The 12,815-nt window shown below is 50.8% G+C and carries 11 protein-coding genes; 4 read left to right on the top strand and 7 right to left on the bottom strand.

Annotation, left to right across the window (positions count from 1 at the left end; translation table 11 throughout):
• Window positions 1–2: 2 nt before the first annotated feature.
• Window positions 3–1,253, top strand: a complete 1,251-nt coding sequence (gene avtA / locus GHC22_RS00850) for a valine--pyruvate transaminase (protein WP_003837697.1) — start codon at window positions 3–5, stop codon at window positions 1,251–1,253.
• 34 nt (window positions 1,254–1,287) lie between these two features.
• On the opposite strand, the gene GHC22_RS00845 is transcribed toward avtA, so the two are convergent.
• Together GHC22_RS00845 and GHC22_RS00840 are read right to left on the bottom strand one after the other, a co-directional pair.
• Complete coding sequence (locus GHC22_RS00845; protein WP_153752045.1) at window positions 1,288–1,761, bottom strand: 4Fe-4S dicluster domain-containing protein; 474 nt, start codon at window positions 1,759–1,761, stop codon at window positions 1,288–1,290.
• A 165-nt stretch (window positions 1,762–1,926) separates the two neighbouring features.
• The gene (locus tag GHC22_RS00840; RefSeq protein WP_003827350.1) at window positions 1,927–2,742 is read right to left on the bottom strand and encodes a helix-turn-helix domain-containing protein; all 816 of its coding nucleotides are present in this window, start codon (window positions 2,740–2,742) and stop codon (window positions 1,927–1,929) included.
• Between the two features lie 252 nt (window positions 2,743–2,994).
• Here GHC22_RS00840 and GHC22_RS00835 point away from each other — a divergent pair, with 252 nt between their 5' ends.
• Window positions 2,995–4,395, top strand: coding sequence for an MFS transporter (locus GHC22_RS00835; RefSeq protein ID WP_008786444.1), 1,401 nt, complete (start codon window positions 2,995–2,997; stop codon window positions 4,393–4,395).
• A gap of 10 nt (window positions 4,396–4,405) precedes the next feature.
• Window positions 4,406–6,361 (top strand): glycoside hydrolase family 127 protein, encoded by a 1,956-nt coding sequence (locus GHC22_RS00830; protein WP_153752044.1) that lies wholly within the window; start codon window positions 4,406–4,408, stop codon window positions 6,359–6,361.
• Window positions 6,362–6,448: 87 nt separating this feature from the next.
• Here GHC22_RS00830 and GHC22_RS00825 read toward each other — a convergent pair whose 3' ends face one another.
• Window positions 6,449–7,189 carry a MipA/OmpV family protein gene (locus tag GHC22_RS00825; protein WP_032945338.1) on the bottom strand — a complete coding sequence of 247 codons (741 nt, stop codon included), beginning with the start codon at window positions 7,187–7,189 and terminating at the stop codon, window positions 6,449–6,451.
• A 121-nt stretch (window positions 7,190–7,310) separates the two neighbouring features.
• Here GHC22_RS00825 and GHC22_RS00820 point away from each other — a divergent pair, with 121 nt between their 5' ends.
• Window positions 7,311–8,261: a LysR family transcriptional regulator gene (locus GHC22_RS00820; RefSeq protein ID WP_137376952.1), complete on the top strand. Its 951-nt coding sequence runs from the start codon at window positions 7,311–7,313 to the stop codon at window positions 8,259–8,261.
• Between the two features lie 16 nt (window positions 8,262–8,277).
• Here GHC22_RS00820 and GHC22_RS00815 read toward each other — a convergent pair whose 3' ends face one another.
• The 4 genes from GHC22_RS00815 to yiaY all read right to left on the bottom strand — a co-directional run bounded on the left by GHC22_RS00815 (window position 8,278) and on the right by yiaY (window position 12,776).
• Entirely contained in the window at window positions 8,278–9,414 is a 1,137-nt protein-coding gene (locus GHC22_RS00815; protein WP_003827345.1) for an HlyD family secretion protein, read from the bottom strand.
• Between the two features lie 5 nt (window positions 9,415–9,419).
• Window positions 9,420–9,743: a DUF3302 domain-containing protein gene (locus GHC22_RS00810; protein WP_153752043.1), complete on the bottom strand. Its 324-nt coding sequence runs from the start codon at window positions 9,741–9,743 to the stop codon at window positions 9,420–9,422.
• A 250-nt stretch (window positions 9,744–9,993) separates the two neighbouring features.
• Window positions 9,994–11,532 (bottom strand): aldehyde dehydrogenase AldB, encoded by a 1,539-nt coding sequence (gene aldB, locus GHC22_RS00805; protein ID WP_048215318.1) that lies wholly within the window; start codon window positions 11,530–11,532, stop codon window positions 9,994–9,996.
• A 92-nt stretch (window positions 11,533–11,624) separates the two neighbouring features.
• The gene (gene yiaY, locus GHC22_RS00800) at window positions 11,625–12,776 is read right to left on the bottom strand and encodes an L-threonine dehydrogenase (RefSeq protein ID WP_008786450.1); all 1,152 of its coding nucleotides are present in this window, start codon (window positions 12,774–12,776) and stop codon (window positions 11,625–11,627) included.
• Window positions 12,777–12,815 lie beyond the last annotated feature (39 nt).

The following is a 12,815-nucleotide window of genomic DNA, read 5'->3' as shown; positions in this document are numbered from 1 at the left end:
CTATGACATTCTCACTTTTTGGCGACAAATTTACCCGCCATTCAGGCATCACCCGCCTGATGGAGGACCTCAACGACGGTTTACGCACCCCAGGCGCCATCATGCTCGGCGGTGGTAATCCGGCGCAAATTCCAGAGATGCAAAATTACTTCCAGTCTCTGCTGACAGATATGCTGGCAAACGGCAAAGCCACTGATGCGCTTTGCAATTATGACGGTCCGCAAGGGAAAACCGAGCTACTGTCTGAACTGGCGAAACTGCTACGTGAGAAGCAGGGTTGGGATATCGAGCCACAAAATATTGCACTGACAAATGGCAGTCAGAGCGCGTTTTTCTACTTATTCAATTTGTTCGCCGGACGCCGCGCTGACGGAACAACGCAAAAAGTGTTATTCCCGTTAGCCCCGGAATACATTGGCTATGCCGATTCCGGGCTGGAAGAAGATCTCTTCGTCTCAGCACGTCCGAACATTGAGCTGCTACCGGAAGGCCAATTTAAGTATCACGTTGATTTTGAACACCTGCACATCGGTGAAGAAACGGGCATGATCTGCGTGTCGCGCCCCACTAACCCGACAGGCAACGTGATCACCGACGACGAGTTGATGAAGCTGGACCGGCTGGCCAACCAGCATGGGATCCCGCTGGTGATTGATAACGCCTATGGCGTACCATTCCCTGGCATTATCTTTAGCGAAGCACGCCCACTGTGGAACCCCAACATTGTGTTGTGCATGAGCCTTTCCAAGCTGGGTCTGCCAGGTTCCCGCTGCGGCATCATTATCGCGAATGAAAAAATCATCACTGCGATTACCAATATGAACGGCATCATCAGCCTTGCACCTGGCGGAATGGGACCGGCGATGATGTGCGAGATGATTAAACGTAACGATCTGCTGCGCCTGTCCGAAACGGTTATCAAGCCGTTTTACTATCAGCGCGTTCAGGAGACGATTGCGATTATTCGCCGCTACTTGTCTGAAGATCGCTGCCTTATCCATAAACCTGAAGGCGCGATTTTCCTGTGGCTATGGTTCAAAGATTTACCGATCACCACCGAACTGTTGTATCAGCGTCTGAAAGCGCGCGGCGTACTGATGGTTCCTGGTGACTACTTCTTCCCGGGGCTGGATAAACCCTGGCCGCATACCCATCAGTGCATGCGGATGAACTACGTGCCAGAGCCGGAGAAAATCGAAGCTGGCGTGAAGATTCTGGCTGAAGAGATCGAACGCGCCTGGCTGGAAGGCTAACGCAAACCCGACCCAAGTGCGGGTCGGGCTCACTTCACAGCGGCTGTGAACGCAGGCGCTGGCGCTGAATACTGACGGCATCAACACACTGCAACGCGCTGGTCGGGCAGGCTTCGACACACGCTGGTCCCGCCTCGCGATGCCAGCACAAATCGCATTTTATCGCCTGCACCCGCGACGAACGGGCAACGACATTCATTGCCCCAAACGGGCAGGCCAGCATACAGCTTTTACAACCAATACAACGTGCCTGTTCAACGAAGATATGCCCATGTTCACGACGAATGGCGTGAGTTGGACAAACATTCGCACAGGGAGCGTCTTCGCATTGATGGCAGGCGACCGCCGTGGTAAAGGCGTCGTCTTTGATGACCCAAATCCTCGGTATAAACGCAGAAGAAGAGACCGAAGCACAGTCCTGATTTTGCTGATGCGCGACGACGCAGGCAACTTCGCAGGTACGACACCCAATACATTTTGCCGCATCCGCCATAATAAACGCGTTCATTGCCCCCTCCCTCTGCGTGAAAACCACAGAGTGCCAGAGAGACCGCCCCTGACGCTTTGATCGGACAGGGGAAACGGTTAAATACTGTCAGGTGCCTGAACGACTTTGGGGATTGCCTGCAATTTTGTAGGCCGGGTAAGCATAGCGCCACCCGGCGATCCTCATTTACGCCGAATTAATATGCTCTTTGCAGTAGCGCCTTTTCCACGCCGCAGGCGTCAGGCTGGTATGCTTACGAAAGATTTTACGAAAGTAACCCACATCATTAAATCCACATTTAATCGCCACTTCGGTAAGCGACAGCGAGTCACTGATCAACAGCTTTTCTGCCGCCCTTACCCGCTGGCGATGCAATGCTTCAGTTAGCGTCAGCCGGAAAGCGCTACGGAATACACGCCCCAGATAATCCGCATTGCAATGCAGCTCTTTCGCCAGAGTTGAGGCACTAATCGGCAGGTGGAACTGGGTGTGGATTATTTGTTGCGCTTTCCATGCCAGCGCATTACCGGGGCTATCTGCGGGTTGCTCGCTAGCCGCCGCGGAGATTTGCTGCAAAATCAGCAGTAGGATCAGTTCCAGCGCAACGCTGCGATGAATATTTTCCTGCTCGCGTAAGAACTGGCGAAACAGCGAAATAATATATTGTGGCTCGCTAACCCGGGCATGCTGAGGAATCGCAAGCAACGGTTCTGTAAGTGAAGCATCGTTTTCTGCTGTCACCTCAAAGTGTAGCCAGTAAAATTTCAAATCAGCCGGAAACTGTCCCACACCAATATGCGAACGCTGCGGCCATAACAGCAAACTTTCTCCAGCATTCACGCAAAAAACGGTCTGACCTTCGCGAATCGTTAATGTCCCTTTTTCGACAAAGATGATTTCCCAGGATTGCAATTGCCGCGCCGGATGGCTTCCCACACCTCGGGAAATAAATAGCCCACCATTTTGCACTTTAATCGGAAGAGACATGGATAATTCGAGCATATATATTCAAATTCCCGCTTCTTGCATTATTTAAACTGCTCTTTATTATTGATTATTCACGATAAACTTGCTTTTCGCTGGATCGAAATCACATTTTTATAATGAAGTCGGAATTGTCATCTTTTTATACTTTTCTCTTCCCTTGTTGACCCAAACATTTCGTGCAGAATAAATAACGTACTTTGCAAATTACAAACAAATAACCCGCAACGTAGCGGGATACTTTCTGAACATCCTCTCCGGGAGTTATTTATGACTTCGGCTCCGATTACGACATCTGATTTGGCACAGCGTGCCCAGGACGACAAATTATCCCTGCGTGAAAAAATAGGTTATGGGTTAGGCGATGCTGGCGGGACGGTAATTACCTGTCTGATCATGAACTTCCTGACATTTTTCTACACCGATGTCTTCGGGTTAACGCCCGCACTGGTCGGCACATTGTTTATTGCCCTGCGTGTATTTGATGCCATTTCCGATCCGATAATGGGCATACTTGCCGACCGCACGCAAAGCCGCTGGGGGCGTTTTCGCCCATGGCAGCTGTGGGTGGCAATTCCCATTGGCATCATTGGCGTACTCACGTTTACCGTCCCTGACGCCAGCATGAGCGTAAAAATCGCCTGGGCATTCGGCACCTATCTACTGCTCTCTGTCGGCTATACCGCCATCAACGTACCGTATTGTGCGCTGATCAACACCATGACGACCCGCCATAACGAGGTGATCGCCTGTCAGTCCTGGCGCTTTGTGCTGTGCGGCGTGGCGGGATTCCTTGTCTCCGTTGGTCTGCCGTGGATGGTGGATATTCTGGGTCAGGGCAATGCCGCGCAGGGTTATCAGTTCGGCGTGGGCATCCTGTGCGCCATCGCTGTGGTGATGTTCCTGTGCTGCTTCTTCTGGGTTCGCGAGCGTGTGCCGCTGGCGATGATGGGGAAATTTACCCTGCGTGAACACATTGGTGGGCTACGCAAAAATGACCAGTTGCTGCTAATGCTGGTGATGTCTTTCCTGCTGATTAACGTCTTCAATATTCGTGGCGGCGGGTACATGTATTTCATTACCTACGTGCTGGAAGGCAGTACCGCTTACACGTCGCTGTTTTTCACCATGGTGACCTTTGCGTCCATCATCGGTTCAGTGGTTGTCAGCCCGCTGACCCGCCGTATAGATACCGTCAAACTCTATTACTACACCAACCTGGTGCTGGCAGCCCTGGCAGTGATGATGTGGTTCCTGCCGACCGGCCCGGCTTATCAAACATTATGGCTGGCGGTTATTCTCGGCAACGGCATTATTCTGGGCTTTACGCTGCCTCTGCACTTCTCGCTGATGGCCTTTGCCGACGATTACGGCGAGTGGAAAACCGGCGTGCGTTCTTCCGGCATGAATTTCGCCTTCAACCTGTTTTTCATCAAGCTGGCCTGGGCCTCAAGCGCGGGGATCATCAGCCTGTTATTTATTTTTGTCGCCTATCAGCCAGGCGCTGGTAACCAAACCGCCAGTTCGCTGCAAGGAATTACCGCGATGGAGACGCTGCTTCCCGCGCTGTTCCACCTGCTGTTGGCGCTGTCTATCCGCATCTGCAAACTCAATAATCCGATGATGTCGCGCATTGCCACCGATCTGCGTCAGCGTCATGTACAGCCTTAAGGAGCACGAAATGAACGTACTGGAAGTCGACCTGCATAAGCTCACCGTCAGCGATCCGTTCCTCGGACAATACCAACAGTTGGTCCGTGATGTAGTGATCCCCTACCAGTGGGATGCGCTGAATGACCGCATTGCAGAGGCGGAACCAAGTCATGCGATAGAGAACTTTCGTATCGCCGCAGGACTGCAGGATGGCGAATTTTACGGCATGGTTTTTCAGGATAGCGACGTAGCGAAATGGCTGGAGGCAGTCGCCTGGTCCCTGTGCCAGAAACCTGATGCGGAACTTGAGAAAACCGCAGATGAGGTCATCGAGTTGGTGGCCGCTGCGCAGTGTGAAGACGGCTATCTCAATACATACTTTACAGTGAAAGCCCCGGATGAACGCTGGACTAACCTCGCCGAGTGTCATGAGTTGTACTGTGCAGGTCATTTGATCGAAGCAGGCGTCGCGTTCTTTCAGGCGACGGGAAAACGTCGTCTTTTAGACGTAGTGTGCCGTCTGGCGGACCACATCGATAACGTTTTCGGGCTTGGAGAGAATCAACTGCGCGGCTATCCGGGACACCCGGAAATTGAGCTGGCGTTAATGCGCTTATACGAAGTGACCCAGCAACCACGCTATATGGCGCTGGTAAATTACTTTGTGGAACAGCGCGGCGCGCAACCCCATTTCTATGACGAAGAGTACGAAAAGCGCGGCCAAACCTCTTACTGGCATACTTACGGCCCGGCATGGATGGTGAAGGATAAACCCTATAGCCAGGCTCATCAGCCCATTTCAGAACAGCAAACGGCGATCGGCCATGCAGTACGTTTTGTTTATCTGATGACCGGCGTGGCGCATCTGGCACGCTTGAGTCAGGACGAAGGCAAGCGTCAGGATTGCCTGCGTCTGTGGAAAAACATGGCCCAGCGTCAGTTGTACATTACCGGCGGGATCGGTTCACAAAGCAGCGGCGAGGCGTTTAGCAGCGATTACGATCTGCCTAACGACTCCGTGTATGCGGAAAGCTGCGCCTCAATCGGTCTAATGATGTTCGCCCGCAGAATGCTGGAGATGGAGGCCGACAGCCAGTATGCCGACGTGATGGAGCGCGCCCTGTATAACACCGTATTGGGCGGGATGGCGCTCGATGGCAAGCACTTCTTCTATGTGAACCCGCTGGAAGTGCATCCTAAATCATTAAAATTCAATCATATTTATGACCACGTGAAACCCGTTCGTCAGCGCTGGTTTGGCTGCGCCTGTTGCCCGCCGAATATCGCCCGCGTACTCACCTCTATTGGTCATTACATCTACACACCACGTCAGGACGCGCTGTATATCAATATGTACGTGGGCAATAGCATGGAAGTCCCCGTGGCGGATGGCTCGCTCAAGCTGCGCATTAGCGGGGATTATCCATGGCATGAGCAGGTGAAAATCGCCATCGAATCACCGCAGTCGATATATCACACCCTGGCCCTGCGCCTGCCAGACTGGTGCACCGCACCGCAGGTTTTACTGAATGGTCAGCCAGTTGAGCAGGATATTCGTAAAGGATATTTGCACATCAGCCGAACCTGGCAGGAAGGCGATACGCTCAGTCTGACCCTGCCAATGCCGGTGCGTCGGGTGTACGGAAATCCATTAGTGCGTCATGTTGCCGGTAAGGTCGCCATTCAGCGTGGACCGCTGGTGTATTGCCTGGAGCAGGCCGATAACGGTGAGGAATTGCATAACCTGTGGTTGCCAAAAGAGAGTGAGTTCAGAGTATTCGAGGGTAAGGGATTGTTCAGCCATAAAATGTTAATTCAGGCTGAAGGCGTGAAGCAAAGTACTGCCGATGCAGCACAACAATCGTTGTGGCACTACGATGTTTCCCCAGCTTCGCGCCAGGCGCATACATTGACGTTTATTCCGTGGTTTAGCTGGGCGAACCGTGGTGAAGGCGAAATGCGTATCTGGATAAACGAGCAGTAATAATAAGGCGGATGGCGGCGGTTAGCCCCCATCCGTCAATGTCTCATGAAAAGATTGCCCTCCTCCCTGAGGACAAACGGGTGAGAATCAGAAACGCCAGGTCAGACCGGACATAAAGGTGAAGCTGTCATCACGATCAACCATCGGACTATTTTTAATGTCATCCGGCAGTGCGCTATAGTTGGCGCTTGCCAGCAGCGTCAGGTTAGTGGTTAATGCGTATTTAGCGGACAGGCCAACATACGGTGTCCAGCTATCGCCTGGGGAATAGCTTGATAAGCCACTACGACGGGACTCATTACCCGAAATGCCGTAGTAGTATTCATTGAATTTTTCGTCATAGTAGAGCACGCCAATTGATGGCGTCAGCGTCAGCTTGCCCATCGGCATTGGACGGAACAGTGAAACTTCCCCTACCCAGCCATTACTGTTGTCCAGCACATCCGCAGCAGCGGAGACTTTCACGCTACCCCATCTTTCATGGTGATACCACGCGGCACCCGCCATTGCAGTTGCGTCACGCTTATCCAGCGTTTTCATCGCGTGATCGTCATTGTCGCCGGGATCAAACTCAAGCGGCATATAAGAGGCAGTAATACTAAATTCATTACTTTCACTCTTAGACAAAATATAACCTAGCGTTGTTTGCCTAAAATAAAATGATTCACTTTCATAACTGACAAGCGGTACTGCGTGAACATTATCATTATACCCGCGATAAGGTGATTCATTATATACAGCGCCAGCGCCAATAGAAAATTCTGCGGCAGTTGCACTCGCCATAAAAGAAAAGGCGAGCAGCGCCACAATATTGTGTTTAATTAACATGCCAACATTCCATTTTAAAATAAGCTACAAAGCGGGTGCATAATAATGCTTACAATTTCATCGGTGCAAGATTCATATTTATATAGTAATATATATAAAATTATATATATTGGGCTTGGCGATGAATAAATTACAACTTAAACACCGGGAACTGAAGATTATTTCGGTAATTGCTGCCAGTGAAAATATCAGCCATGCCGCTACTGTTCTCGGCATTGCTCAGGCCAATGTAAGTAAGTATCTTGCTGATTTTGAATCAAAAGTTGGGCTAAAGGTATTTGACCGCACCACCCGACAACTGACCCTCACGCCGTTTGGTATAGCGTTACTTCCTTACATCAATGACATGTTAGACAGAAATGATCAGTTAAATAATTTCATTGCTGATTATAAGCACGAGAAACGTGGAAAAGTAACGGTATATGCACCAACCGGAATTATTGCTTACTTATCGCAACATGTTATTGCAAAAATTATGGATATTGGCGATATCAGTCTGGTGCTAAAAACCTATAACCTGGATCGCAAAGCATTTTATGAAGGCGTCGACTTTCCTGACGATTGTGATATTTTACTTTCCTATGCTCATCCTAAAGATGAATCACTGGTCGCCAGTTTTATCACTAAATATGCGGTTATTGCTTTTGCCAGCCAGGAATATCTCACAAAGCATCCCATTAGCAGCCCTGATGAATTAGTCAACCACTCCTGTATTCTAATTGATTCTATGATGATTGATGATGCCAACATTTGGCGATTCAATTCTGCTGAAGACAAAAAGATGCGCGACTATCGTGTGACGGGAAATTACATCTGCGACAATACACAATCCGCACTGGCGCTGGCACGTAATCATTTGGGGATTGTTTTTGCGCCAAATGAAAGTGTGCAAAGAGATTGTCGTTCCGAGATGCTGGTCCCGTGTTTCTCGGAGCAACATGAATGGTGGCTGGATTTAGTGGCGATTTTCCGCAAGCGTGAATACCAGCCCTGGCGAGTGCAGTATATTCTCGATGCAATGCTCGCGGAGATACGTCAGCAGCTTGCTCAGGCGATACGACAGCCTGAGTAAGCGAAATAGCCTGCGCTTAGTGGTCGAGATACAGGTAATGCACCCAACTGGTCATCCGCAGCAACACCTTGCGCATTACCGACACATGTTCGAAGTGGTCAGAGTAAACGGCGACCTGCGCGTAGATCCCATCAGGCAACGCATTCACATCCGCATTGTCGTTCAGCTCAATCGTGGCGATTACCCCTTCCGAACCAGGCGTAGAGTTTAAAGATTGCAGTGCCCCGTTCGACTGGTATGTACCACCCGGTACTGCCGGACTAATGGCGGCCAGTTTACCGCTAAACACCTTACCCGGCAGGGCGTTAAACACCACTTCAGCTTCATCGCCTGGTTCCAGTCGCAACAGCGAGTTTTGACGGAACTGGGCGATAATTTGTCGTTTCTGATCCGGGATGAATACCATGACCGGACGCATCGGCAGCGCGGCGGCATAGGTTCCTGGGCGCATCAGCACCTGAGTGACGTAACCATCGCTGGGCGCGCGAACCACGGTCTGGTCCAGGTTGAACTCTGCTTCCGCTAGCTGTGCTTTCAGGCTGGCAATTTGCGAATTCTCACCCAGTACCAGGCTGTCCAACTGGCTCTGAATTTGCTGTTGTTCTGCAACGGAGGATTTCACCGAGGCTTCCTGTGCCAGGTAGTTTTGGCGCGCCGCATCGATATCGCGTTCAGAAAAAGGATTCACTTTCGCCTGACTCCCCTGCGCATAGCGCTGGTAATCTTTTGCCAGTTTGTCACGCGTGGCCTTTGCCCGCTGCGTGTTGGCTTTCATTTCGTCTAACTGCGCAACCAGAGCCTGCTCTTTATGCTGTGCGGTGACAATATCAGCCTTCAGGCGATCGACCCGCGCCTGATAACGCCCTGGATTAAGCTTAAACAGAACCTCGCCTTTTTTGATTAGCGTATTCTTCTTATCCGTCACTTCTGTCACTACACCCGTTACCTGCGGCACCACGGGAATAGAAATTACCGCTTTTTGTGCCTTAAATGTATACGGATGGTTATAATTCATCAGTAATATAAGTCCGCAAACAATGAATATACCGCCTAATGCCGCGGTAGGAACTGTCCATTTATTTACAGGAATTTTAAAAATTTTAAATATTGACCATGCACACGCCACATAGGTCAGAACAATCAGTAAATCCATCGATATTACTCCGCCGGAGAGGTCTTGGCCTCACCCAGTTTCTTTTCCAGATCCGCAACCCTTGTCTGAAGCTGGATCAGGGAAGAATCCGCGCTCTGCATGCCCCACCCGCGTTCCGGGCGATAAAGCGTTGCCCAGATCCATAAAAAGGGCCAAATAACATGTAAGGTAAACAAACTAACCCAACCCGCAACATGTATTGCGTCGGCATGAGGATGGTTACGTTTCTTTGCAATTAGATAGGGAATATCATGCAGAATAATAATCCCGTAAAAAATGACCAGGAATACAAAAATAAGCACTCCTAATGCAAAATAATTAAGGAACATATTTGCCTCAGGGATTTAAATTAAGAAATTCGGATGCAATTTGATTTAAACAATAGAGTTGATAATAGTATTGGAATGATCAGATTGGATGCAATTATCTTATTTATATAACGATATATGGGTTTATATATACCCGTCGTCTTTCGAGCTGCTTCTTTGTTGGCTGCGTTCTGTCATCCCAGCCACTTACCTGAGGACATAACTTGATGCCCGGTACGCTAAACGCGACCGGGCAGTAGGTGACGTGAAATTAAAACAGCCCCAGTGGTTTATCAGAGTAGCTCACTAACAGGCATTTGGTTTGCTGATAATGCTCAAGCATCATCTTATGCGTCTCGCGCCCGATACCCGACTGCTTGTAGCCGCCGAACGCCGCATGTGCCGGGTAAGCATGGTAACAGTTGGTCCAAACTCGCCCCGCCTGAATCCCACGCCCCATTTTGTAAGCCAGATTTCCGTTTCGACTCCAGACACCAGCGCCAAGCCCATATTGGGTGTCATTAGCGATTTCCAGCGCTTCCTCCATAGTTTTGAAGGTCGTGACGGCCAGCACCGGTCCGAAGATCTCCTCCTGAAAAACCCGCATGTTGTTCTTACCAAACAGAATAGTCGGTTCGAGGTAGTACCCCTCTTTTAACTCGCCATCCAGCTGCTTGCGCCGCCCGCCGGTGAGAACATCTGCCCCTTCTTTTTTACCAATGTCGATGTAATTCAGAATGGTTTCCAGTTGACCATGCGACACCTGTGCGCCCATTTGCGTCACGCTGTCTAACGGGTTGCCGCTACGGATACTTTCCACCCGACGAATGGCTCTTTCCATAAAACGTTCGTAAATGGATTCTTGTACCAGCGCCCGACTCGGGCAGGTACATACTTCGCCCTGGTTGAAGGCAAACAATGCAAAACCTTCCAGCGCTTTGTCAAAGAACGCATCTTCTTCATCCATCACGTCCGCGAAGAAGATATTGGGGGATTTCCCGCCCAGCTCCAGCGTGACAGGGATAATGTTCTGCGTGGCGTACTGCATGATCTGCTGCCCAACTTCCGTTGAGCCGGTAAACGCCACTTTTGCAATGCGTTTTGACGTCGCCAGATACTCACCGATTTCCCCACCCGCGCCGTTTACCACGTTCACCACGCCAGGCGGGAGCAGATCGCCGACAACTTCCATCAGCAACAACACGGACAGCGGCGTCAGGCGCGCAGGTTTAAGCACGACACAGTTACCGGCAGCCAGGGCGGGCGCCATCTTCCAACTGGCCATCAACAGCGGGAAGTTCCACGGGATAATTTGCCCCACCACGCCAAGAGGTTCATGGAAGTGATACGCCACGGTATCGCTATCAACTTCGCTTATTCCCCCTTCCTGTGCACGAATACAGGACGCGAAATAGCGGAAATGGTCAATCGCCAGCGGCACATCTGCCGCGCTGGTTTCACGGATGGGTTTACCGTTATCCCAGGTTTCAGCCGTCGCCAGCAGCTCCAGATTTTGCTCCATACGATCGGCAATTTTGAACAAAATCGCCGCCCTGTCCTGCACGGAAGTCTGCGCCCATTTGTCTTTTGCTTTGTGCGCGGCATCCAGTGCCAAATCGATGTCCTTTTTGCCGGAAGAGGCCACTTCGCACAGTAATTGCCCGGTTACCGGCGTCAGGTTTTGGTAATACTCACCGTCCACCGGTGCGACCCAGTCACCGCCGATAAAGTTATCGTATCGGGCTTTTAACTTCAGAGGGTAACCATACTCGCCGGGATAAATACGCGTTGAAGGGGGGTTATTGGTCATGACCGTCTCCTTGCTGTAGGGGTACTACAAGGGTAGACGGGACTGGCGAATTATTCGCCAGCCTTTTACTGCTTTACGACAGGTATCACGAATTACATGGCAGCACGATAAATCGCCATGATTTCTTCATGTGTCGCCTGAATCGGGTTAGTGAAACCACAGGCATCTTTCAGGGCATTAGTCGCCAGAACGGCAAAATCTTCTTCTTTCACGTTCAGCTCACGCAGCCCAGCCGGAATATTCACTTTCTGCGCCAGTTCGCGGATCGCCGCGATGCAGGCTTCTGCCCCTTGCTCTTCGCTCAGACCAGCAACGTTCACACCCATTGCCGAGGCGCAATCGCGCAGGCGGGCGGCAGCAACTTTGCTATTAAATACCTGTACGTGCGGCAGCAGTACGGCATTACATACTCCGTGTGGCAGATCGTAGAAGCCACCCAGCTGGTGCGCCATCGCATGCACGTAGCCAAGAGAGGCATTGTTAAAGGCCATGCCTGCGAGGAACTGCGCATAGGCCATGGCTTCGCGCGCCTGAGCATTGCCGCCCTCTTCCACGGCGACCGGCAGGTTTTCCGCAATCATGGTGACAGCTTTAAGCGCGCACGCATCGGTAATGGGGGTCGCAGCAATAGAAACATAGGCTTCGATAGCGTGAGTCAGCGCATCCATACCGGTAGCCGCCGTCAGAGACTTCGGCATACCGACCATCAGCGAGGAGTCATTGACGGACAGCAGCGGTGTAACATGCTTATCCACAATCGCCATTTTAATGTGGCGTACTTCATCAGTGATGATGCAGAAGCGGGTCATTTCAGATGCCGTACCCGCCGTGGTGTTGATGGCGATCATCGGCAGTTGCGGTTTTGCAGAGCGGTCTACGCCTTCGTAGTCACGAATATCGCCACCATTAGCCGCCACCAGCGCAATGCCCTTCGCACAATCATGAGGAGAGCCGCCACCGAGAGAAATAACGCTATCACAGTCATTTTCTTTCAGCATTTTCAGGCCAGCGGCAACGTTACTGGTCGTGGGGTTAGGATGCGTACCATCGTAAATTACGCTGGAAATATCATGTTCCTGTAGCGCTTTTTGAATATCGCCAGCCATACCTAATTTCGTCAGCATGGCATCCGTAACAATCAGCGTACGGCGAAAACCATATTCCGCCATTGTATTCATTGCGTCTTTTAATGCGTCAGCGCCGATTACATTCACGGAAGGAATAAAAAATGTTGAAGCAGCCATTGTACGATCCTTAATTACTCTAAAGAGGTAGGAAGCATA

It is taken from the genome of Citrobacter sp. H12-3-2 (assembly GCF_009649895.1).
GTDB lineage: Bacteria > Pseudomonadota > Gammaproteobacteria > Enterobacterales > Enterobacteriaceae > Citrobacter > Citrobacter portucalensis.
This window is presented reverse-complemented; position numbering and strand designations above follow the sequence as displayed.